Here is a 21,723-nt window from a genome sequence, read left to right on the forward strand (position 1 = left end):
CATGGATCTGGCGCTCACCGACGAACAGGCGATGATCCGCGACGCGGCGGCCGACGTGCTCGCCGAACGAAGCGCGTCCGCCGACGTGCGCCGCGCGCTCGAGCAGTCGGCCGGCCGCGACGATGCGCTGTGGGCCGCGCTGTCCGGCGAACTCGGCTGGAATGCGCTCGCGCTCCCCGAGGCGGCCGGCGGGCTGGGGCTCGGTGCGATCGAGCAAACCGTACTGATGGAACAGCTCGGCCGGCGCGTGGCGTGCGTGCCGTATTTTTCGACGGCGTGCCTCGCGGCGACCGCGCTCGCGGGATGTGCCGAGACGCCGCTGGCGAAAGACGGGCTTGCAAGGATCGCAGAAGGCGCGTGTAGCGCGACGCTGGCGCTGCCGTTCGACGTGCCGACCGGCGCATGGCAACTGCCGGTCGTCGCGGAGGAAACGGCGGGCGGCTACGCGCTGTCCGGCACGCTCGAACAGGTGATCGACGGCGCGCGTGCCGACCTGCTGCTGGTGCCTGCGCGGATCGCGAACGAAGGGCAGTCGATCGGGCTGTTCGCAATCGAGGTCGCAGCGGCATCGGGGCTCAAAGTCACGCCGCTCGACACGCTCGACGCAACACGGCCGATCGCGCGCGTGGTATTCGACGAAGCCCGCATGAGCCGCGACGCGCTGCTCGCATGCGGCACGGCGGCAGCGCAATTGCTGGAACGCACCGCCTGGTTCGCGGCACTCGCGCTCGCCGCCGAACAGCTCGGCGGCGCCCAGCAATGCCTCGACCTGACGCTCGACTACACGAGCCAGCGCGTGCAGTTCGGCCGTGCGATTGCGTCGTTCCAGGCGGTCAAGCACCGCTGCGCACAGATGATGGTGTTGATCGAATCCGCGCGATCGGCCGTGCTCGGTGCGTCACATGCGTGGGACGCGGAAGTCGGCAGCGCGGTGCCGAGCGACGCATTGCGCGCCGACATCGCCGCCGCGAAATCCGCCGCGAACGACGCGTATGCGTTCTGCGCACAGGAAGCGATCCAACTGCACGGCGGCGTCGGCTTCACGTGGGAATACGACCCGCATCTCTATTTCAAGCGCGCGCAGGCGTCAGGTGCGCAGTTCGGCAGCACGCCGCAGCTGCTCGAATGGATCGCGTCCCATGCGATCGACGGCCGCGCATCGCATCGCGACGACGCGTTCGCACCCGCCGCCGCGGTGGCATCCCGGCCGTCGGCCGCACGCGCAGGAGCCCTCCAATGAACAGCGAAACGCGCGAACAGCAATTGCGGCATGAAGTGGCCGACTGGGTGCAGTCGCACCTGACCAATGACTTCGCATGCCTGAAATACCGCGGCGGCCCCGGCGACGAGGAAGCGTGGCCCGAACTGCGCAAGGCGTGGGAGCAGGAACTGGCGAAGGGCGGCTGGACCGGGCTCGGCTGGCCGACCGAGGCCGGTGGGCGCGGCTTCTCGGTCGCCGAGCAGGTGATCTTCCACGAGGAATATGCCCGCGCGGGCGGCCCCGGGCGGATGGGGCACATCGGCGAAGGGCTGCTCGGGCCGACGCTCGTCGCGTGCGGCACCGACGACCAGCGTGCGCGCTTCCTGCCCGGCATCCTGGCCGGCACGCAGTTCTGGTGCCAGGGCTATTCGGAGCCTGGCGCGGGTTCCGATCTCGCCAACGTGCGCACGCGGGCCGAACAGGATGCGGACGGCACGTGGCGTGTATACGGCCAGAAGGTCTGGACGTCGCTCGCGCACGATTCCGACTGGATCGTCATGCTGGCGCGCACCGATCCCGCGTCGAAGGGCAACAAGGGGTTGTCGTTCCTGCTGATGCCGCTCGACCAGCCGGGCATCGAGATCCGGCCGATCAAGCAGCTCAACGGCGGCGCGGAATTCAACGAAGTGTTCTTCGACGGCGCGCGCGCTCAAGCCCGCGACCTCGTCGGCGCAGCCGGCGACGGCTGGCGGATCGCGATGACGCTGCTCGGCTTCGAGCGCGGGATGTCGACGCTCGGCCAGCAGATGCAGTTCGTCCGCGAACTCGAATGGGTGATCGACGCCGCGCGCGAATCGGGCGCGGACCGCGACCCGGTGCTGCGCCAGCGGATCGGCCGCGCGTGGGCCGGGCTGCGCGTGATGCGCTACAACGCGCTGCGGATGCTGTCCGGCGCGGACCACACCGATGCCGGCGCCGGCACGCCGCTGCGTCGCGAGGCGCTGATCTACAAGTATTTCTGGTCGAACTGGCATCGCGACCTCGGCCAGCTTGCGATGGATGCACTGGGCCCGCGCGCGAACGTGATCGATCCGGCCGACGAAAAGCTCACCCATCTGCAGCGCGTATTCCTGTTCTCCCGTGCGGACACGATCTACGCGGGCACCAACGAAATCCAGCTCAACATCATGGCCGAGCGTGGGCTCGGCATGCCCAGGGAAGCCAGAGGAACAGCATGACCGAACCCCAGATCCAGAAAGCGCCGGCCTACGTGCCGGGCCACCAGCTGCTCGCCGGCAAATCGGTGCTGATCACGGCGGCTGCCGGCGCCGGCATCGGCTTCGCGGCCGCGCGCCGCTGCGCGGAAGAAGGCTGCCGCGCGCTGTTCATCTCCGACATCCACGAAAAGCGCCTCGAACAGGCGGTCGAGACGCTGCGCGCCGAAACGGGGCTGCAACGGGTCTACGGCCGTCTGTGCAACGTCGCGGTGGAGGCCGACGTGCAGGCACTGGTCGCCGAAGCTCAGGACAAGCTCGACGGCGTCGACGTGCTGATCAACAACGCCGGGCTCGGCGGGTCGACCCGCATCGTCGATATGGACGATGCCGAATGGTCGCGCGTGATCGACATTAGCCTGACCGGGACGTTCCGGATGACGCGCGCGATGCTGCCGCACATGCAGGCCCGAGGCCGCGGCGCGATCGTCAACAACGCGTCGGTGCTCGGCTGGCGCGCGCAGGCGGAACAGGCGCACTACGCGGCCGCGAAGGCGGGCGTGATGGCGCTCACGCGCTGCGCGGCGCTCGAGGCGTCGCCGTACGGCGTGCGCATCAACGCGGTCGCACCGAGCATCGCGATGCACGATTTTCTGAAGAAGTCGGCCCCGGCCGACCTGCTGAATCAACTGGCGTCGCGCGAAGCCTTCGGGCGCGCCGCCGAAGTCTGGGAGGTCGCGAACGTGATGGTGTTCCTTGCAAGCGATTACGCGTCGTACATGACCGGCGAAGTGCTGTCGGTCAGCAGCCAGCACGCATGATGAGCACGACCCTCGACCCCGTGCGCGCGACGCCCCGCGTGTTCGCGCATCCCGGCGAACTGGCAGCGGCCGTCGGCGACACGCTCGGCGCGAGCGCATGGCTCGCGATCGACCAGATCCGCATCGACGGCTTCGCCGATGCGACGGGCGACCACCAGTGGGTGCACGTCGACCCGGTGCGCGCGAAGGACGGCCCGTTCGGCGCGTGCATCGCGCACGGGTACCTGACGCTGTCGCTCGTCAATTGCTTCCTGCCGCAGATCGTGCGGATCGACGGCGCACGGCTCGGCGTCAACTACGGCTGCGACAGGATCCGTTTCCCGGCGCCGGTGAAGGTCGGCGCGCGCGTGCGCGGCGTTGGCGAGCTGCTGCGCGTCGAGCCGCTCGAAGGCGGCGTGCAGGCATGGATTCGCGTGACCGTCGAGATCGAAGGCGAAGCGAAGCCCGGTTGTGTGGCCGACACGATCAGCCGTTACTACTTCTAGATTCAGAGAGCAGAGACATGGAAGACGCAGTCATCGTATCCGTTGCACGCACGCCGATCGGCAAGGCGTTTCGCGGCATGTTCAACGACACCGAGGCGCCCGCGCTGGGCGGCCACGTCGTGCGCACCGCACTCGAACGCGCGGGCGTCGCGCCGGCCGACGTCGACGACGTGCTGATCGGCTGCGCCGCGCAGCAGGGTACGCAGGGCTACAACATCGGCCGCCTGTCGGCCGCGGCGGCGGGGCTGCCGGCGTCGGTGCCCGGCATGGCGATCGACCGCATGTGCTCGTCGGGCCTGATGTCGATCGCGAGCGCCGCGCGCAGCATCGCTGCGGGCGACGCACGGATCGTCGTCGCGGGCGGTGTCGAGTCGATCTCGCTCACGCAGAACAAGCACAAGAACGCATATCGCGCGCGCTCGCAAGCCGTGCTCGACCACCAGCCGGCTGCGTACATGGCGATGATGGAAACGGCCGAGATCGTGTCGCGCCGCTACGGGATCTCGCGTGCCGCACAGGATGAATTCGCACTGCAGAGCCACCAGCGCACGGCCGACGCCCAGGCGGCCGGCCGCTTCGACGCGGAAATCGCGCCGCTCGACGTGCGGCGCGCGCTGTTCGACAAGGAAGGCAACCCGGCCGGTTACGAGGACGTGAACGCCGCGCGCGACGAAGGCGTGCGCGCCGACACGACGGCCGAGCGGCTCGCGGGGCTGAAGCCGTCGTGGAGCGGCGGCAAGGTCGTCGAGCAGGGCGAGTTCGTGACGGCCGGCAATGCGTCGCAGCTGTCGGACGGCGCGGCAGCCGTGGTCGTGATGTCGCGCAGCGAGGCGGTGCGCCGCGGGCTGACGCCGCTCGGCGTATTCCGCGGCCTCGCGGTGGCCGGCTGCGAGCCCGACGAGATGGGCATCGGCCCGGTGTTCGCGATTCCGAAGCTGCTGGCGCGCTTCGGGATGACCGTCGGCGACATCGGGCTGTGGGAGCTGAACGAGGCATTCGCGTGCCAGGCGCTGTACTGCCGCGGCACGCTCGGCATTCCCGACAACCGTTTGAACGTCGACGGTGGCGCGATCGCGCTCGGCCATCCGTTCGGGATGTCGGGTACGCGGATGACGATGCACGCGCTGCTCGAAGGCGCTCGGCGCGGCGTGCGGCACGCGGTCGTGACGATGTGCATCGGCGGCGGGATGGGCGCCGCCGCGCTGTTCGAAGTCGGCGCGTAGCGGCGCGCTGACGGGCCGCGCCGCTCGGGCGGCCCGTCATTCAGGACCATTCGAGGCCGCGGCAACGACCGACGGCCCGGAGACTTGCAGGCAACGGCGGTGGGCGCGATGGCGCGAACCGTTGTCGCACGCAGACACAGGAGACAAGCGATGAAACGAACTTTGCCCGGACTCGCGATGTCGGCGCTGGTGCTCGGCGCCGCGCTGTTCGCGTTTTCGCCGCGCCCGCTGCCGGCGTTCCCGGTCACCGCGATCCACGCGGACCGGCTGCAGATCAACGGGCTCGCCCGGGCCGGCGCGCGCATCGTCGCGGTCGGCGAACGCGGCGTGATCCTGCTGAGCGATGACGCGGGCGCCCACTGGCGTCCGGCCTCGACTACACCCGACCAGGCATCGACGCTCACGCAGGTGCGCTTCATCACGCCGACGCTCGGCATCGCGGTCGGCCACGACGGCCGGATCGTACGCAGCGACGACGCCGGCCTGCACTGGCGCGACGTGCGCATGGACCCCGCGCATTCCGATCCGCTGCTGTCCGTGTGGGGCGCGGCCGACGGCCCGCTGTTCGCGGCCGGCAGCTTCGGCCAGCTGCTGCGCTCGGACGACGCGGGCCTGAACTGGCAAACCGTGAAGACCCCGGCCGGCGACCGTCACCTGAACGCGATCGTCGGCGACGGCCACGGCAACCTGCTGGTCGCGGGCGAGAGCGGCACGCTGCTGCGCTCGACCGATAACGGCGCGACGTGGGACAAGCTGCCGTCGCCCTATGCCGGTTCGCTGTTCGGCGCGCTGATGCTCGCGAACGGGGACTGGATCGCGTACGGGATGCGCGGCAACGTGGTGCGCAGCACCGATCGCGGCATGACCTGGACGCATGTCGACAGCCACGTGCCGGTGTCGTACTTCGGCGCGGCCCAGCTTGCCGACGGCGAACTCGTGCTGGTGGGCCAGGGCGGCGCGATCGTCGCGTCGCGCGACGGCGGGCTGACCTTCGACGTGCGCAAGCTCGGCGGCGTGCAGAGCCTCGCGGCCGTGCTCGACATGGGCCACGGTGCGCTGCTGCTCGGCGGCGAGGCCGGCGTCGCGCCGCTCGCCGGCGCGGCTGCGTCAACCCCGTCCTGACGCGCGGCGGTTCCGCTGCCTGCTCCCGTTCGTTTCGCATCGACAAGAGAATTCCATGAACGACCTGTCACGCCCCCCTGAAGCCGTCCCCGCGTCGCGCCTCGCCGCGTTCGTCGAGCGCTGCGCCGACACGATCGTCCGCCGGCGCAAGCTGCTGATGCTGCTGTGCGTCGCGGTGACGCTCGCGCTCGGGCTGTCCGCGACGCGCCTGAAGCTCGATCCGGGCTTCAACAAGATGATCCCGATGCAGCACCCGTACATGCAGGTGTTCGAGCGCTATGCGGGCGCGTTCCCCGGCGCGAACACGATCCTCGTGAGCCTGCGCTGGAAGGGCGACGGCGACATCTACAACCAGACGTTCATGGACGCGCTGCGCCATGCGACCGACGACGTGTTCTTCATCCCCGGCGTGAACCGCTCGCGCGTGTTCTCGCTGTTCACGCCGAACGTCCACTACACCGAGGTGACCGAGGCCGGCTTTCGCGGCGACGTGGTGGTGCCGGGCCAGTTCTCGAGCGCGAATCCGGACGATCTCGCGAAGGTGCGCCGCAACGTCGCGCGTTCCGGGCAGATCGGCCGCCTCGTCGGCAACGACCTGAAGTCGGCGCTGATCCGCGCGGAGCTGCGTGAGACCGACCCGGCCACCGGCAAGCGGCTCGACTACAGCGCGGTCGCGCGCCAGTTGGAGGAGATCCGCGCGAAGTACGCGAAGCAGGGCATCGACGTGAACATCATCGGCTTCGCGAAGCTGGTGGGCGACGTCGAGAGCGGCATCGCGGGCGTGATGGCGTTCTTCGCGCTCGCGTTCCTCGTGACGGCCGCGTTGCTGTTCGCGTACACACGCTCATTGAAGACCACCGTGCTCGCGCTCGTCGTCGCGCTGCTTCCGGTCGTGTGGCTGCTCGGCGCGCTGCCGCTGCTCGGCCTCGGCATCGACCCGATGTCGATCCTCGTGCCGTTCCTGATCTTCTCGATCGGCGTGTCGCACGCGGTGCAGATGACCAACGCGTGGAAGCAGGCGCTGGTGCGCGGTGCGTCGTCGGTCGATGCCGCGCGCGACGCGTTCCGCAAGCTGTTCGTGCCGGGCACGGTGGCGCTGCTGACCAACGCGCTCGGCTTCATGGTGATCATGCGGATCAGGATCGACATCGTGCGCGAACTCGGCATCACCGCGTGCCTCGGCGTGCTGCTGATGATCGTGACGAACAAGGTGTTCCTGCCGATCCTGCTGTCGTACACGCGCCTCGAGCGCGGCACGCTGGCGCGTGCGCAGCGCACGGCGGCGGCCGGCGGCAGCCGGATGTGGTCGCGCTTCGCGGTGTTCGCACGGCCGGCGCCGGCGCTCGGCGTGTTCGCGGTGGCGCTCGCGCTGCTCGCGTACGGCACGCTCGAATCGCGCAAGCTGGAGATCGGCGACATCGGCACCGGCGCGCCGGAACTGCGCGCGAACTCGCGCTACAACCTCGACAACGCGGCGATCACGCACCAGTACAACATCGGCGTGGACGTGCTGTCGGTGATCGTCGAGACGACCGGCTTCGACGATGCGTGCCTGCATTACCCGGTGATGAGCGCGATCGAGAAGTTCGAGATGACCCTGCGCGGCGTGGCCGGCGTGCAGTCGGTGACGAGCGTGTCGTCGCAGGGCAAGGTGTTCATCGCCGCGTTCAACGAGGGCAACCCGCGCTGGGCCGCGCTGCCGCGTTCCAGCGACGGGCTCACGCAGGGTTCCAACGCGTTCGACCCCGACAACGGGATGAACACCGCGAACTGCAAGGCGATCCAGGTGCTGATCTACACGAAGAACCACGAAGGCACGACGATCGCGCACATCGTCGACGAGATCAAGCGCTTCGCGGCCGAGAGCCCGACGCCGAACGTCGCGTTCCGGCTCGCGGGCGGCAACGTCGGCGTGATGGCCGCGACCAACGAGGCCGTCGGCGACGCGGAGATCGCGATGCTGCTGTCGATCTTCGGCGCGATCGCTTTGCTCTGCGCGGTGACGTTCCGCTCGTGGCGCGCGGTGCTGTGCATCATCGTGCCGCTCACGCTCGTGTCGATCCTGTGCAACGCGGTGATGGCGCGGCTCGGCATCGGGCTGAAGGTCGCGACGCTGCCGGTGATCACGCTCGGCGTGGGCGTGGGCGTCGACTACGGCATCTACCTGTACGAGCGCCTGCAGCACGACATCCGCCACGGCGCGACGCTGCCGGACGCATTCGCCGACGCGATGCGCCAGCGCGGCACGGCGGCGCTGTTCACGGCCGTCACGATGTTCATCGGCGTCGGCACGTGGGCGTTCTCCGCGCTGAAGTTCCAGGTCGACATGGGCGTGCTGCTCGCGTTCATGTTCCTCGTGAACCTGTTCGGCGCGGTGTTCCTGCTACCCGCACTCGCCGCATGGCTCGGCGTCGAGCGGGCCGAGCGTCGCGCGCTGCACCGGCAGCCGCCGCCGGCGGCCCCGGCGCCGCTGAAGCCGTCGCCCGCGCTCGAACCCGGCAACCCGATGCGCTGACCGGCGCCTCCCATTTCCCCCGCGCGCGGCCGGCCGCCGCGCGCTCTCCACAAGAGGAGTCAACCCACATGTCCGCACGCCCCTACAAGATCGAAGCCCAGCCGCTCGCGCAGCGCTATGCGCGCGGCTGGCACTGCCTCGGGCTCGCCCGCGATTTCAAGGACGGCAAGCCGCACACGCTGAACGCGTTCGGCCGCAAGCTCGCCGCGTTCGCCGATTCGACCGGCAAGATCAACGTCGTCGACGCGTACTGCCCGCACATGGGCGCCGACCTGAGCCTCGGCACGGTGCAGGGCGACCACCTCGTATGCCCGTTCCACGGCTGGGCGTGGAGCGGCGAAGGGCAGTGCGCATCGATCCCGTACTGCAAGCGGATCCCGCCGAAGGCGCGCATCGGCGCATGGCCGACCTGCGAGGAAAACAACCTGCTGTTCGTGTGGAACGACCCGGAAGGCAATGCGCCGCCGCCGGAAGTCGCGATTCCGCGCCTCGACGTGTGCTTCTCCGACGAATGGTCGGACTGGGTCGTCGACAAGATGGTGATCCAGGCGAATTGCCGCGAACTGGTCGACAACATCTCGGACGTCGCGCACTTCGCCACCGTGCACCGTGCGCCGATCGACTATTTCGCGAACCTGTTCGAGGGTCACAAGGCGACCCAACTGATGGTCGGCCGCAGCGAGAAGCTCGGCGGCGATGCCCTGACCGCGCTGTCGACGTATTTCGGGCCGGCCGTGCACATCACGCAGATGACGGGGCAGAGCGGCGGGCAGCCGATCCATTCGGTGCTGCTGAACTGCCACGTGCCGATCGACATGAACAGCTTCGAGCTGCGTTACGGTGTGATCGTGAAGAAAGTGGCCGGGCTGACCGACGCGCAGAACATGGAGATCGCGAACGCGTACGTGAAGGAAGCGCAGCGCGCGTTCTACGAGGACGTCGACATCTGGCACAGCAAGACGCGGATCGACAACCCGCTGCTGTGCGAAGGCGACGGGCCGCTGTACCAGATGCGCGACTGGTATTCGCAGTTCTACCTGGACGTGGCGGACGTGCGGTCGACGAGCGTCGCGCGTAAGGCATTCGAAATGCGGATTCGCGAAGGCGACGCGCCGCCGGCGCTGCATCACGTGTTCGAGCCGCAGTAAAAACCGGCGGGCCGGCCGAAAAAGGGGGCGCATCGAAATGCGTGCCGTCGGCCGGCAACCCCCGCTGCGCAAGGCGCACGCGGCGGGGGGCTTGTGCGCCGCATCAAAAACACTTGACGAAACGGCCACTAGCGCGTAGTGTCCATGACCGAAGTGTCCAAGAAGTTCGATTGCTCATCATTGGCCGCACTCCGTGCGGCGGTCGTTGGTCTCTCCCTCTTTTGATTCTTTATGTGCCCGTCGCGGGCGCATGTTCAATTATTCGTCATTTGTATTAAGGAAGTATTTGTGGATACCGGTACCGTCAAGTGGTTCAACGAAACCAAGGGCTTTGGTTTCATTTCCCCGGACAACGGCGGCGACGATCTGTTCGCCCATTTCTCGGAAATTCGCGGCACGGGCTTCAAGACCCTGGCCGAAGGCCAGAAGGTCAGCTTCGAAGTGAAGCGCGGCCCGAAGGGTCTGCAAGCGTCGAACATCACGCCGCAGTAAGCCGCATCGGCAACGGCCGCCACACGGTGGCCGCTGCCGGATGGATTTGCGCGCAGGGCGCCGCCTTGGCGGCAGCCGGCGCGATTCCGATGCGCACGACCGATGCATCGCGACATTCACGATGCATCGGTCGTGACGCCTCCCTCATCGCATGCGTGACCCGCGTGCGACGCAACGCCTTCGTGAAGCGCCGGTCGCTTCGCGAGCGCATCACCGCTTCAACGCATCAACCTGAGCAGACCGCCGCCATGCCGTAGCAGGCGCGGTCCCGACTTGCGCGGCGCTCCATGCGCCGCCGCCACCGACCGCCTGAACGCCGCAACGCGCCGGGCTCCGATCGCAAGACAGGCCTCTGGCCCGTCTGAACGAACCGATCCCCGGCAAGCCTGCCGGCCGCCGTCCCGTTGTGGGCACGGCGCCGGGCAGATCGCCGCGGCCGCGGTCAATTACCTTGTCTGGAGGAATTGGTTTGGCAAAAGAAGAACTGCTGGAACTGGACGGAATCGTCGACGAAGTGCTGCCGGACAGCAAATACCGTGTCACGCTGGAAAACGGCGTCGTGGTCGGCGCGTACGCGTCGGGCCGCATGCGCAAGAACCACATCCGCATTCTCGCGGGCGACCGCGTGACGCTGGAACTGTCGGTCTATGACCTCACCAAGGGCCGCATCAACTTCCGTCACAAGGACGCGAATTCGCCGCGTCCGCCGCGCAGCGGCCAGCCGCGCCGTTAAGCGGCAACGATCGGCGCGGGCATGCCGCACCGCCTTGCCGATCGAATCCCGTCCGGCCGACGAGGCCGGACGAACCGGGTGGACGACACATCGCGTGCCGTTCACCGGTCGCCGGCGGCATCGTCATGCCGTGGCGGCCAATACCGCCTTCACCGGCCGCCGCGCGTGCGCAACGCTCAGGCGGCCGCGTTCCGCAGGAAATCCTCGACGATCATCGCGAAATACGGCGGACATTCCTGCATCGGGTAATGCCCGCAATTCGGTATCGTCACGAGCCGCGCGTTCGGATGCCACGCCAGGAACGTCGCCTGCATCGCCGCTGCGTCGAGCCCCGGATCCTTGTCGCCGACGATCACCAGGAAGCGTGTGTCGAGCCCGCGGATGTCGTCGACGAAATCCGTGCCGGTCAGCATGTCGAGATACGCGAGCCGGCAATCCGGCGCCACCCGCGCGCGGTTCTGCCGCAGCTTCACGTCGGCCCAGCGCGCCGACAATCCCCCCGTCACGAATCGCACGAGCCGGCGAAACGCATCGTCGTTGACGGTCGTGCTCGCGAAGAACGCGCGCGCGTCGTCGTTCAGGCGATTGCCGGCTGCCGACACCGGGCACACGGCGATCGCGCTCCTGATGCGCGATGGCGCGTCGGCGGCGAGGCGCTGCGTCGCCATGCCGGTCATCGAATGGCCGATCACGTGAAAGCGCGGCCAGCCGAGACGATCCGCGAGCGCCAGGCAATCGGCCGAGATTTCGTCGACAGTGCAGGCGCCGGTCAGGTGGATCGATTCGCCGTAGCCGCGCAGGTCGACGAACACGTACGTGAACGCCGCTTCGTCGAGATGCGGCAGCAGCGCCGCGTAGTTCGTGTGGTCGCCGAGCCAGTCGTGCAGGACCATCACGCATTCGGGGCCGGTGCCGTGCCGCAGGTAGCCGAGGCCGCTGGTCGGGCCGGAGGCGAGGGTGTCGATACGGTTCATTTCAAGGGGTTTCCTTTTGGTTGGCGGAACCAAAACGAAACGCCCTCCCGGCGGACCGGGAGGGCGTCTTGAAAGTGGATCGATCGTATCGGGCCGATCGGCGAAAGTCAACGCTCAGAGCGCCATCCCGCCCGACACCTCGATGCGCTGCGCATTGACCCAGCGATTGTCGTCCGACAGCAGCGACGCAATCATCGGCCCGATGTCGTCGGGCTGGCCCACGCGGCCGAGCGCCGTCCATTCCGCGACGCGTCGGTTGACCTCGGGGTTGTCGCGCACCATCCCGCCGCTGAAGTCGGTCGCCACCGCGCCCGGCGCGACGACGTTCACCGCGATGCGGCGCGGGCCGAGCTCCTGGGCCAGATAGCGCGTCAGCACCTCGACCGCCCCCTTCATCGACCCGTACGCCGCGCTGCCCGGCACGGCGACGCGCGTGAGGCCCGACGACACGTTCACGATGCGGCCGCCGTCGCGGATCAGCGGCAACAGCGCCTGCGTGAGGAGGAACACGCCCTTGAAGTGCACGCGATAGAGCGCGTCGAGATCGGCTTCGGTCGTCTCGGCGATCGGCGCGTGATGCGACGTGCCTGCATTGTTGACGAGGAAATCGAACCGGTCGGCGCCCCAACTGGCCAGCGCTTCGCGGAGTTGGTCGGCAAAGCGGGCGAACGTCGCGCTGTCGCCCGTATCGAGCGGCAGCGCGATCGCCGCTTGTCCGGCGTCGGCGGCCAGCGCGACGACCTGGTCGGCTTCCGCGCGGTTCGCGCGATACGTGAAGATCGAGCGCACACCGCGTTGCGCGAGATGAAGCACCGTATTGCGGCCAAGCCCGCGGCTGCCGCCGGTGACGACGGCGATTTTCGGGGTGGAAGGCGTGGATTGTGCTGCGGTCATGTTGGGCTCCTGATCGAAGTCGGTGACGAACAGCGCCCAGCGTACGGTGGCGGCCGCCGCGGCTGAATGCCGGAACCGGCCGCGTTCTTGCCTGATCCTGCCCGACCGCCCCGGGAAGCGTGGCACCGCGTGTACCATCCGGACATCGGGATACGGAGGGGGCTGCATGTCGGACGAACTGGTCGAACGTGTCGCGCGCCTGACGGATGCGCCGGGCGAAGAGAGCCCGTTCGCGACGGCGATCGACGGGCTGATCCTGCTGCGCTCCAACCGCGAGAAGCTGCCCGCGCCGCTGATCATGAAACCGGCGCTGTGCGTCGTCGTGCAGGGCGCGAAGTGGACGACGTTCGGCGGGCGGCGCTACGACTACGGGCCTGGCCGCGCGCTGGTCGTCAGCGTCGAGATGCCGGCGACGAGCCGGATCGTCAAGGCGAGCGAGACCGAACCGTTCCTCGGCCTGGTGCTCGAATTCGATCTCGCGATGATGCGCGAAGTACTCGAACGACTCGACACGCCGCCGCCGCAACCACCTGGCGCGATCGGCCACGGTGTGTGCGTGACCGATTTCGGCGGGCCGCTCGCCAATTGTGTGCTGCGGATGATGCGGCTGCTCGATACGCCGGCCGCGATTCCGGTCGTCGCGCCGCTCGTGAAGCGGGAGATCTGCTACTGGCTGCTCGCCGGTCCGCACGGCGGCGAAGTGTCGCGCGTCGTGTTCGCCAACGGCCATGCGCAGCGCGTCGTCGCGGCGATCCATGCGCTGCGCGACCAGTTTGCCGAGGCGATCCGCGTCGAGGATCTCGCCGCCGTCGCGCAGATGAGCCCGTCGGCGTTTCACCGGCAATTCAAGGCGCTCACGTCGATGACGCCGCTGCAGTACCAGAAGCAGTTGCGTTTGCTGGAAGCGCGGCACCTGATGGTGACGGGCGCGGCGAACGCGGAAACGGCCGCGTATCGCGTCGGCTACGAAAGCGCGTCGCAGTTCAGCCGCGAATACGCGCGGATGTTCGGTGCGCCGCCGCGGCGCGATGTCGTCACGCTGAAAACCGCCTCCGCAGACAGTTGAACGCGCACGCCTCAACACGGTTCGCGTGCGGCTTTACGCGCGGGCCGGGGCGGTCGTACACTCGTCGGCAACTCGCGGCCCGCGCCGTGGCTTTCAATCCCTTCAGCAGCTTTCAGCGGGCCAACGACCGTGCCAGCAGGACTTTCGTCGCGCGACGCCAGGAGGCGCCATGAGTGCAGACGCAGCCCCCGCATCCCCGTCGGTTCAGGACCGCATCCAGCACGTGTTCGTGCTGATGCTCGAGAACCGTTCCTTCGATCACCTGTTCGCGCTGTCGGGCTATCCCGACATCGTTGCCGCGTCGCCGGGTAACAGCAACGCGTACGGCGATGCGATCTATCCGTTCGGCGGCGGCGCGCCCGACCGGATGCCGACCGATCCGTGCCACGAATTCAAGGACGTGCTCGAACAGCTGTGCGGCGCGGGCGTGCCGTTCGTGAAAGGGCAGCCATATCCGCCGGTCGGCAACACCGGGTTCGTGTCGAACTACGCGACCTCGCATTCCGAAGGCACGCCGCCGCAGCCGGCCGACGCGGGCAAGATCATGCAGGGCGTCGATATCGCGAAGCAGGCGCCGTCGCTGTCCGCGCTCGCGAACGCGTTCGTGCTGTGTGACGCGTGGCATGCGTCGATGCCGGGGCCGACCTGGCCGAACCGTTTTTTCCTGCACGGTGCGTCGTCGGCCGGGCTCGACCATTCGCCGACCAGGGAGGAAATGGCCGGATGGGATGCGTTCAACGGTTTTCCGTATCCGAAGGGGTCGATCTTCGCCGCGCTCGGCGACGGCAACTGGCGCATCTACCAGGACCAGACCGGCGACCCGCTCGGCCACGTGCCGCAGGTCGCGTCGCTGAAGGGCATCAGCTTCTTCGACATCGACGACCTTGCGCATTTCGAGGCCGATCTCGCGGCCGGCTATACGGCGCGCTACACGTTCATCGAGCCCGGCTATGGCGACATCGTGCACGGCACTTACCAGAACGGCAGCTCGCAGCATCCGATGGATGGCCTCGCCGGTGGCGACCAACTCGCCGCGCGCGTGTACAACGCGATCCGCAATTCGCCGGTGTGGAACAGCAGCCTGCTCGTGATCTGCTACGACGAGCACGGCGGCTTCTACGATTCGGTCAGGCCGGGCGCCGCGCCGCCGCCGAACGACGGCGCGGCGGCGACGTTGAACGCGAGCGGCTTCGGGTTCGACGTGTATGGCGTGCGGGTGCCGGCGATCGTGATTTCGCCGTGGGTCGCGGCCGGGCAGGTCGACCATACGCCGTACGATCATGCATCGGTCGCCGCGACGCTCGAGCGGCTGTTCGGCCTCGCGCCGCTGACGGATCGCGACCGCCTCGCGAACGACCTGCTGGCGCTGGTCTCCCCGACGTGTCGCACCGACTGCCCACAAAGGATCGGATCATGAGTACGACATCGGCCCCCGACCCGCGCGATGTGCTGCCCGTGCGCGACGGCACGAGCCTGATCGCGTTTCTGCACATCCTGAAGAAAGCGCATGCGGCGCTGGTCGGCCATGACAAGGCCCATCAGCGCTTCAGCGAGATCGTGACGCGCGGGCAGGCGCGGCAATACATCGAGGAACTGATGCCGTCGCTGTTGCAGGCGCGTGAAGCGCATCGGCGCAAGCGGCACGGAGGGAAGCATCGCTGACGGAGGGCGGTAAGGGGCGGCCGTTACATTGCCCGACGCGGGCATCGACCGACGATATCGCCACGCCCGCGAGCCACCCGCCAGCGTGTCGCAACGAGCATTCGGGATGCCGCTGGTGTAACGACCGGATGCAAGCATGAAAAGAAACGGGGCGCATCGCGCCTCGTTCCGCGCGACTGCCGCCGGATCGGGCGATGGCGCCCGATACGGTCGCGGCCGTCGATTACGCCGCCACCGCCCGCGCCCGCACCATCGTCAGCGCCGCATCTTCGATCATGTCCTCCTGCCCGCCGACGAGCCGCTGCCGGCCCAGCTCGACGAGGATGTCGCGCGCCGGAATCCCGTACTTCGCTTCCGCGCGCTTCGCGAACAGCAGGAACGACGAGTAGACGCCCGCATAGCCGAGCGTCAGCGCATCGCGGTCGAGGCGGATCGGCGCGTCCATGATCGGCACGACGAGATCCTCGGCGACGTCCGAGATCGCGAACACGTCGACACCCGTCTCGATCCCCATCCGGTCGCACACCGCGACGAACACTTCCATCGGCGTGTTGCCCGCGCCGGCGCCGAGGCCGGCCGCGGCCGCATCGATCCGGTTCGCGCCGGCGGCAACGGCCGCGACCGAGTTCGCGACGCCCATCGCGAGGTTGTGGTGGCCGTGGAAGCCGAGTTCCGTCTCCGGCTTCAGCGCGTCGCGCACCTGGCTGATGCGCGCGGTCACGTCTTCGGGCAGCATGTGGCCAGCCGAATCGGTGATGTAGATGCAGTTCGCGCCGTATGACTCCATCAGCTTCGCCTGCACGACGAGCTGCTCCGGCGACGACATGTGCGCCATCATCAAAAAGCCGACCGTATCGAGCCCGAGCGTGCGCGCGAGGCCGATGTGCTGTTCCGACACGTCCGCCTCGGTGCAGTGCGTCGCGACACGGATCGTGCCGACGCCGAGTTCGTGCGCCATCCGCAGATGCTCGACGGTGCCGATACCCGGCAGCAGCAGCGCCGACACCTTCGCCTGCTTCAGCTCCGGAATCACGGCGCTCAGGTACGCCTCGTCGGTATGCGCGGGAAAACCGTAGTTGACCGACGCGCCGCCGAGCCCGTCGCCGTGCGTGACCTCGATCAGCGGCACGCCGGCCGCGTCGAGTCCGCGCGCGATGTTGCGCATCTGGTCGAGCGTGATCTGGTGGCGCTTCGGGTGCATCCCGTCGCGCAGCGACATGTCGTGGACGGTGATCTTCTTGCCTGCAAGTGACATCGCGTGACTCCTCAACTCAAGCGGTGGCGGCCGTCGCGGCCAGCATCTGTTCGGCGAAACGCTCGGCCGTGGCGGCCGCGGCGGCGGTCATGATGTCGAGGTTGCCCGCGTACTTCGGCAGGTAATCGCCGAGCCCTTCGACTTCCATGAAGACGGACACGCGATTGCCGTCGAACACGGGGCCGTTCTTCAGCGTGTAGCCGGGCACGTAGCGCTGCACTTCCTTGACCATCGCATGCACGGACGCGGTGATCGCGTCGACGTCGGGCGGGCCGTCGGTCAGGCAGTGGATCGTGTCGCGCATGATCAGCGGCGGCTCGGCCGGGTTGATCACGATGATCGCCTTGCCCTTGCGTGCGCCGCCGACCTGTTCGATCGCACCGGACGTCGTGCGCGTGAATTCGTCGATGTTCTTGCGCGTGCCGGGGCCGACCGAGCGCGACGATACGGTCGCGACGATCTCGCCGTACGCGACCGGTTGCACGCGCGATACCGCGTACACCATCGGGATCGTCGCCTGGCCGCCGCACGTGACCATGTTCACGTTCGCCTGCGCGCTGTCGAGATGCGCGTCGAGGTTCACCGGCGGCACGCAGTACGGCCCGATCGCGGCGGGCGTCAGGTCGATCATCTTCACGCCGAGCGCGGTGAGCTTGTCGGAGTTGTCGCGGTGCACGTAGGCGGACGTCGCGTCGAACGCGATGCGGATGTCGTCGGCGGCCACGTGCGGCAGCAGCCCGTCGACACCCTGGTCGGTGGTCTTGAGGCCGAACTCGCGCGCCCGCGCGAGGCCGTCGGACGCCGGATCGACACCGACCATCCACACGGGTTCGAGCACCGGCGAGCGGCGCAGCTTGTAGAGCAGGTCGGTGCCGATGTTGCCGGGCCCGATCAGTGCGCATTTGATTTTCTTCATCGGGAATCTTCCTTTAGATAAAACGGACGTCGCAGCTGCCGATGCCGGAGATATGCATCGACAGTGCGTCGCCGGCCGTGACCGGAATCAGTTTGGCAAGCGAGCCGGACAGCACGATCTCGCCGGCGAGCAGCGGCACGTCGTACGCGGCGAGCGTGTTCGCGAGCCATGCGACCGCGTCGGCGGGGTGACCGAGCGCTGCGTCGCCGCGGCCCTGCGCGACGGGCTCGCCGTTTTTGTCGATCGTCATCTCGCACGCGGCGAGATCGAGCGTGCGCGGATCGACGCGCGCGTCGCCGAGCACGTACACGCCGCACGACGCGTTGTCGGCGACGGTGTCCTCGATGCGGATCGCCCAGTCGCGGATGCGCGAATCGACGATCTCGAAGCAGGGCGCGACGGCGGCCGTCGCGGCGATCACGTCGGTGCGGTCGATGCCGGGGCCGCGCAGGTCGCGCGCGAGGATGAACGCGATCTCGCCTTCGGCGCGCGGCGCGATCAGCGAATCGGCGGCGATCGCTTCGCCGGCCGCGTAGTGCATGCCGGACAGCAGGATGCCGAAATCGGGCTGGCGCACGTTCAGCATGTCCTGCACGGCCTGGCTCGTCACGCCGATCTTCTTGCCGACCACGGCCTCACCGCGTTCGATGCGGCGTTCGATGAAGCGCTGCTGGATGCGGTAGGCGTCGTCGAGCGACAGGCGGCGCGGGCGGCTCGACAGCGGCGCGACCGGCGCACGCGCGTGCCACGCGGCGTACAGCTCGTCGCCGAGTGTCGTATGCAGGCGGGAAGACATGAAAGGACCCTCGAGTCTCGAATGGAACAGGCCGCCGTCACGGGCGGCGCCGGGCGCCGGAGCGAGGCTCCGGCGAGTGGGTCGCGGGCGTGCCGCGTCAGCGGGTTGCTTAGTTACCCGAACTGCGGATCGCGTCCGGCGAGAAGTACGCCTCGTTGAACTGCGGGCTGTTGTCGAGCTTCGGCATCGGGCCTTCGTTCGTCAGGCGGTCGGCCATGTACGCACCGGAGATCAGGTCGTGAAAGAACACGACGCCCGGATAGAACACCTTCGCGTCATACGCGTACAGCGTCGTCGCGACGTTGGTGCGCCACAGCTGGCCGCGCGCGTCGTAGTTGTCGGCGAGCAGCGTCATCCACGAATCCTCGTCGATGTACAGCACGCGCTTCGCATACTGGTGACGGTAGTTGCTCTTCAGCGTCGCCTGCAGCACCCACACGCGATGCAGCTCATAGCGGATATACGACGGGTTCTCGTGGCCCTTGGTCAGCAGGTCTGCGTACTTCACCGAGCTGTCCATCGCCTTGTAGTTGTCGTACGGCACGTAGATCTCGCGCTTGCCGACGATCTTCCAGTCGTAGCGGTCGCCGGGGCCGTTGTACAGGCGGTCGTCGTCGACGGTGCGGAAGCCGCCCGGGCCTTGCGGCTGGTCATAGCCGTACTCGGGTGCCTGGCGCACGCGCCGCGTGCCGGGGTTGTACATCCACGTGCGCGACGAGTTGTCCGCGCCGGCCTTGTCCCAGTTCGTGAAGCCGACGATCAGCGAGCCGCGGTCGGACAGCGGCAGTTCCGTCGCGTTGCGGTAGTACGTGCGGTTGTTCAGGTCGCTCTTCACGTCGAACTTGCCGGAATTGCGCGGCGAGTAGATGTCGTAGCGCACCTTGCCCCACGCGATGTTGCCGTCGGAGTACACGACCGCCTGGTCGTAGGTCGCCTGCTCGGCGCCGATCGCCGACGAGAAGCGCTGGTTCCACAGCAGCTCGGCAGCCGTTTTCGGGATCGGATAGGGCACCGTCGGCGGCGCATTCGTGAGGCCGTTCGCGTCGGACGTCATCGTCGAATCCGGCGCGTATGCACGGATGTCCTTGTAGACGGAATCCGCATAGCGGAAGTCGCGATGGCTCGGGTAGACGTTGATCTTGAACGTGGCCGGGTAGCGCTTGAACATCGCCTTCTGGCCGTCGGTCAGGTGCTCGGCGTACTGCGCCATGTTTTCCGCGGTGATCGTCGCGACCGGCTTCTCGCTCGCGAACGGATCGGGGTAGCGGCTGCCGCGCTTGTACTGCACGTCCGGCGGCGTGCCGAGCCACTTGCCCGACCACTCGGGCACGCCGCTGTCCTTGCTGGCGGCGCGCACCGCGCCCATCGGCGTCAGCGGGCCGTCGAGCGCCTTCAGGTCGTCCGGCGTGACCTTCGGGAACGACGCCGTCGCGACGACCGCGCATGCGGCCATCACCGACGCGCGCAGGAGGGGGAGATGAATGCGTTTCATGTCGATCCTCATAGTGCTGAATGACGAGCGGCCGGGCCGCTCAGAAGTGGTAGGTCGCCGTGGCCAGCACGTAGTCGCGATCCGCGAGCGGGCGCGTGACCGGGTTCGGCGAGCCGAGAAACTTCGCGTAGACGAGCGACAGCTGCAGGTTGCTCAGGCGCGTGAAGGTCACGCCGGCCGTCACGCGGTGGTCGCCCTGGCCCGTCAGCGAGCCGAGCGCGCCGGCGAGCGGCGACGTGCCCGTCAGGTCGTGCGTGTAGGTCAGCGGCACGTCGAGATCCCAGCCGTTGAACACGTTCTTGTAGCTGAGCGTCCACGCGATCTCCATCGCGAGCGCATTGCGCGAATTCGCGAGTGTGGTCGAGCCGTCGAGCTCGGAGATGCTGCCGGCATGCACGTACGTGAGTTCGCCGATCAGCGACTGCGAATTCGCGAGGAAGCTCGGCCCGATCGAATAGATGCCGGACAGGTTCGTCTGCAGCACGTTCGCGCGGGTCGACTGCGGGCCGGTCGGCGTGTTGACGAGCACGGCGGCGCCCTGGCGGTACGACACTTCGCCGGCGACGTTCACGGGGCCGACCTGCGTCGAGAAGCTGGCACCGGTCAGCTTGATGTTGCTGAAATACTTCTGCTGGTACTGGAGCGTCGGGAAGTACGTCGTGACGACGCTCGGGTTCATGTCGTTGTAGTGCAGGTGGTACAGGCCGAGCTCCGTGTCGCCGAGGACGCGAAAGCGCGCGCCGATCCCCCACTGGTTGCGCGCGCTCGGCTTGTCGTCGGGGCCGCGCGGAATGATCATCCCGCCCGGGCCGATGATGAACTGCGCGCCGGGGCCCGTGACGTCCGAATAGCTCCAGTACGTGCCGGGCGCGGTCAGCCGGTTCTGCTGGTACGAGAACTGGTAGTAGCCGAGCAGGCTGAAGTTCGGCGTGATCTGCCACTGCGTGGAGATCTGCGGCACCGGCAGCAGGATGTCCTTCACTTCGGCGCCGGCCATGTACGACTTGGTCGCATCGGACGGCCCCTGTGCGCCGGCGATGTTCGGGAAGAACAGGCTTTCACCCCACGCGACGACCTGGTCGCCGACCTTCACGTTCAGGCTCGTCGAGCCGATCTTGAACGTGTTGTACGCATACGCGGCGAGCAGCGTCGTGTGGCCGCCCGACCAGTAGCGCGCGTCGCTCGTGAAGTTGTTGTACTGGCCCGACTGGTTCACGGTGCCCGGCGCGTCGTTGTAGTTCGGACGGTGATACGCCTGGTCGTAGAACGTATCGGCACGCACGAACACGCCCCAGTCGTCGTGCTTCAGGTTCACTTCGCCGAGCAGGCTGACCTGGTTCTCGATCAGCTTGTTCTTCGCGAAGTTGCGGTCGCCGTCGTCGCCGTTGATGTTCGCCGGCGTGAGGAGATTGCCGCTCGGTGCGCGGGTGCGCATGCCGAGGCCGTAACTGAGCGTGAACGTGTAGTCCAGCGTCGTGTCGGCGCCCAGCTCGATCGTGCTGCCTGCGTGTGCGCCGGGAGCGGCACACGCCAGCAGCGCGGCGGCCAGCGTCGACAGCGTGGCGGTTGCCCGCTTGTCGGTACGGCGCGAAATCCGTTGATGCATGGTGTCTCCTCTTGGGGGTATCGACGACGGTCGACTATGTGTGTTGTCGTGAGAGGCAGAGTAGGGAGATCGCGGTAGCAGGGAATCGTCAAAATGAACTAGATGACT

General features: G+C 68.0%; 20 protein-coding genes. 13 read left to right on the forward strand and 7 right to left on the reverse strand.

Annotation, left to right across the window (positions count from 1 at the left end):
* Position 1 precedes the first annotated feature (1 nt).
* The 10 genes from CFB82_RS24785 to infA all read left to right on the forward strand — a co-directional run bounded on the left by CFB82_RS24785 (position 2) and on the right by infA (position 10,954).
* The gene (locus CFB82_RS24785; RefSeq protein WP_089485680.1) at positions 2 to 1,240 is read left to right on the forward strand and encodes an acyl-CoA dehydrogenase family protein; all 1,239 of its coding nucleotides are present in this window, start codon (positions 2 to 4) and stop codon (positions 1,238 to 1,240) included.
* Positions 1,237 to 2,439 (forward strand): acyl-CoA dehydrogenase family protein, encoded by a 1,203-nt coding sequence (locus CFB82_RS24790; RefSeq protein WP_089485681.1) that lies wholly within the window; start codon positions 1,237 to 1,239, stop codon positions 2,437 to 2,439. The genes CFB82_RS24785 and CFB82_RS24790 overlap by 4 nt, the downstream gene beginning before the upstream one ends.
* On the forward strand, positions 2,436 to 3,236 hold the full coding sequence (locus tag CFB82_RS24795) for an SDR family oxidoreductase (protein ID WP_089485682.1): 801 nt from the start codon (positions 2,436 to 2,438) through the stop codon (positions 3,234 to 3,236). The genes CFB82_RS24790 and CFB82_RS24795 overlap by 4 nt, the downstream gene beginning before the upstream one ends.
* A complete protein-coding gene (locus CFB82_RS24800; protein ID WP_089485683.1) occupies positions 3,236 to 3,721 on the forward strand; it encodes a MaoC family dehydratase in 486 nt (161 codons plus the stop codon). The genes CFB82_RS24795 and CFB82_RS24800 overlap by 1 nt, the downstream gene beginning before the upstream one ends.
* 17 nt (positions 3,722 to 3,738) lie before the next feature.
* On the forward strand, positions 3,739 to 4,944 hold the full coding sequence (locus CFB82_RS24805; RefSeq protein ID WP_089485684.1) for an acetyl-CoA C-acyltransferase: 1,206 nt from the start codon (positions 3,739 to 3,741) through the stop codon (positions 4,942 to 4,944).
* A gap of 150 nt (positions 4,945 to 5,094) precedes the next feature.
* The gene (locus CFB82_RS24810; RefSeq protein ID WP_089485685.1) at positions 5,095 to 6,066 is read left to right on the forward strand and encodes a WD40/YVTN/BNR-like repeat-containing protein; all 972 of its coding nucleotides are present in this window, start codon (positions 5,095 to 5,097) and stop codon (positions 6,064 to 6,066) included.
* Positions 6,067 to 6,121: 55 nt separating this feature from the next.
* On the forward strand, positions 6,122 to 8,581 hold the full coding sequence (locus CFB82_RS24815) for an efflux RND transporter permease subunit (protein WP_089485686.1): 2,460 nt from the start codon (positions 6,122 to 6,124) through the stop codon (positions 8,579 to 8,581).
* Between the two features lie 68 nt (positions 8,582 to 8,649).
* Positions 8,650 to 9,729, forward strand: coding sequence for a Rieske 2Fe-2S domain-containing protein (locus CFB82_RS24820; RefSeq protein WP_089485687.1), 1,080 nt, complete (start codon positions 8,650 to 8,652; stop codon positions 9,727 to 9,729).
* A 288-nt stretch (positions 9,730 to 10,017) separates the two neighbouring features.
* Positions 10,018 to 10,221 (forward strand): cold-shock protein, encoded by a 204-nt coding sequence (locus tag CFB82_RS24825; RefSeq protein WP_006483056.1) that lies wholly within the window; start codon positions 10,018 to 10,020, stop codon positions 10,219 to 10,221.
* 469 nt (positions 10,222 to 10,690) lie between these two features.
* On the forward strand, positions 10,691 to 10,954 hold the full coding sequence (infA, locus tag CFB82_RS24835) for a translation initiation factor IF-1 (protein WP_006483034.1): 264 nt from the start codon (positions 10,691 to 10,693) through the stop codon (positions 10,952 to 10,954).
* 176 nt (positions 10,955 to 11,130) lie between these two features.
* Here infA and CFB82_RS24840 read toward each other — a convergent pair whose 3' ends face one another.
* Positions 11,131 to 11,928 carry an alpha/beta fold hydrolase gene (locus tag CFB82_RS24840; RefSeq protein ID WP_089485688.1) on the reverse strand — a complete coding sequence of 266 codons (798 nt, stop codon included), beginning with the start codon at positions 11,926 to 11,928 and terminating at the stop codon, positions 11,131 to 11,133.
* A 114-nt stretch (positions 11,929 to 12,042) separates the two neighbouring features.
* Positions 12,043 to 12,822 carry an SDR family NAD(P)-dependent oxidoreductase gene (locus tag CFB82_RS24845; protein WP_089485689.1) on the reverse strand — a complete coding sequence of 260 codons (780 nt, stop codon included), beginning with the start codon at positions 12,820 to 12,822 and terminating at the stop codon, positions 12,043 to 12,045.
* Positions 12,823 to 12,988: 166 nt separating this feature from the next.
* On the opposite strand from CFB82_RS24845, the gene CFB82_RS24850 reads away from it, so the two are divergent.
* From CFB82_RS24850 to CFB82_RS24860, 3 genes are all read left to right on the forward strand, one after another.
* Entirely contained in the window at positions 12,989 to 13,888 is a 900-nt protein-coding gene (locus CFB82_RS24850) for an AraC family transcriptional regulator (RefSeq protein ID WP_089485690.1), read from the forward strand.
* A gap of 169 nt (positions 13,889 to 14,057) precedes the next feature.
* Positions 14,058 to 15,305, forward strand: coding sequence for an alkaline phosphatase family protein (locus CFB82_RS24855; protein WP_089485691.1), 1,248 nt, complete (start codon positions 14,058 to 14,060; stop codon positions 15,303 to 15,305).
* Positions 15,302 to 15,550 carry a hypothetical protein gene (locus CFB82_RS24860; RefSeq protein ID WP_089485692.1) on the forward strand — a complete coding sequence of 83 codons (249 nt, stop codon included), beginning with the start codon at positions 15,302 to 15,304 and terminating at the stop codon, positions 15,548 to 15,550. Before CFB82_RS24855 ends, CFB82_RS24860 begins: the two co-directional genes overlap by 4 nt.
* Before the next feature lie 223 nt (positions 15,551 to 15,773).
* Here the strand turns inward: CFB82_RS24860 and dmpG are convergent, their stop codons facing one another.
* From dmpG to CFB82_RS24885, 5 genes are all read right to left on the reverse strand, one after another.
* Positions 15,774 to 16,805: a 4-hydroxy-2-oxovalerate aldolase gene (gene dmpG, locus CFB82_RS24865; RefSeq protein ID WP_089485693.1), complete on the reverse strand. Its 1,032-nt coding sequence runs from the start codon at positions 16,803 to 16,805 to the stop codon at positions 15,774 to 15,776.
* Positions 16,806 to 16,821: 16 nt separating this feature from the next.
* Positions 16,822 to 17,721 carry an acetaldehyde dehydrogenase (acetylating) gene (locus tag CFB82_RS24870; RefSeq protein ID WP_069251681.1) on the reverse strand — a complete coding sequence of 300 codons (900 nt, stop codon included), beginning with the start codon at positions 17,719 to 17,721 and terminating at the stop codon, positions 16,822 to 16,824.
* Between the two features lie 13 nt (positions 17,722 to 17,734).
* Positions 17,735 to 18,517: a 2-oxopent-4-enoate hydratase gene (gene dmpE, locus CFB82_RS24875; RefSeq protein ID WP_089485694.1), complete on the reverse strand. Its 783-nt coding sequence runs from the start codon at positions 18,515 to 18,517 to the stop codon at positions 17,735 to 17,737.
* Between the two features lie 109 nt (positions 18,518 to 18,626).
* The gene (locus tag CFB82_RS24880) at positions 18,627 to 20,009 is read right to left on the reverse strand and encodes a DUF1329 domain-containing protein (RefSeq protein WP_089485695.1); all 1,383 of its coding nucleotides are present in this window, start codon (positions 20,007 to 20,009) and stop codon (positions 18,627 to 18,629) included.
* Positions 20,010 to 20,049: 40 nt separating this feature from the next.
* On the reverse strand, positions 20,050 to 21,615 hold the full coding sequence (locus CFB82_RS24885; protein WP_089447746.1) for a DUF1302 domain-containing protein: 1,566 nt from the start codon (positions 21,613 to 21,615) through the stop codon (positions 20,050 to 20,052).
* Between the last annotated feature and the right edge of the window lie 108 nt (positions 21,616 to 21,723).

The organism is Burkholderia sp. HI2714 (assembly GCF_002223085.1).
GTDB classification, from domain to species: domain Bacteria; phylum Pseudomonadota; class Gammaproteobacteria; order Burkholderiales; family Burkholderiaceae; genus Burkholderia; species Burkholderia lata_D.

Coding starts and splice junctions, on each gene's coding strand:
- CFB82_RS24785 (WP_089485680.1), top strand. CDS start 2: ATGGATCTGGCGCTCACCGACGAACAGGCGATGATCCGCGACGCGGCG.
- CFB82_RS24790 (WP_089485681.1), top strand. CDS start 1,237: ATGAACAGCGAAACGCGCGAACAGCAATTGCGGCATGAAGTGGCCGAC.
- CFB82_RS24795 (WP_089485682.1), top strand. CDS start 2,436: ATGACCGAACCCCAGATCCAGAAAGCGCCGGCCTACGTGCCGGGCCAC.
- CFB82_RS24800 (WP_089485683.1), top strand. CDS start 3,236: ATGAGCACGACCCTCGACCCCGTGCGCGCGACGCCCCGCGTGTTCGCG.
- CFB82_RS24805 (WP_089485684.1), top strand. CDS start 3,739: ATGGAAGACGCAGTCATCGTATCCGTTGCACGCACGCCGATCGGCAAG.
- CFB82_RS24810 (WP_089485685.1), top strand. CDS start 5,095: ATGAAACGAACTTTGCCCGGACTCGCGATGTCGGCGCTGGTGCTCGGC.
- CFB82_RS24815 (WP_089485686.1), top strand. CDS start 6,122: ATGAACGACCTGTCACGCCCCCCTGAAGCCGTCCCCGCGTCGCGCCTC.
- CFB82_RS24820 (WP_089485687.1), top strand. CDS start 8,650: ATGTCCGCACGCCCCTACAAGATCGAAGCCCAGCCGCTCGCGCAGCGC.
- CFB82_RS24840 (WP_089485688.1), bottom strand. CDS start 11,928: ATGAACCGTATCGACACCCTCGCCTCCGGCCCGACCAGCGGCCTCGGC.
- CFB82_RS24845 (WP_089485689.1), bottom strand. CDS start 12,822: ATGACCGCAGCACAATCCACGCCTTCCACCCCGAAAATCGCCGTCGTC.
- CFB82_RS24850 (WP_089485690.1), top strand. CDS start 12,989: ATGTCGGACGAACTGGTCGAACGTGTCGCGCGCCTGACGGATGCGCCG.
- CFB82_RS24855 (WP_089485691.1), top strand. CDS start 14,058: ATGAGTGCAGACGCAGCCCCCGCATCCCCGTCGGTTCAGGACCGCATC.
- CFB82_RS24860 (WP_089485692.1), top strand. CDS start 15,302: ATGAGTACGACATCGGCCCCCGACCCGCGCGATGTGCTGCCCGTGCGC.
- dmpG (WP_089485693.1), bottom strand. CDS start 16,805: ATGTCACTTGCAGGCAAGAAGATCACCGTCCACGACATGTCGCTGCGC.
- CFB82_RS24870 (WP_069251681.1), bottom strand. CDS start 17,721: ATGAAGAAAATCAAATGCGCACTGATCGGGCCCGGCAACATCGGCACC.
- dmpE (WP_089485694.1), bottom strand. CDS start 18,517: ATGTCTTCCCGCCTGCATACGACACTCGGCGACGAGCTGTACGCCGCG.
- CFB82_RS24880 (WP_089485695.1), bottom strand. CDS start 20,009: ATGAAACGCATTCATCTCCCCCTCCTGCGCGCGTCGGTGATGGCCGCA.
- CFB82_RS24885 (WP_089447746.1), bottom strand. CDS start 21,615: ATGCATCAACGGATTTCGCGCCGTACCGACAAGCGGGCAACCGCCACG.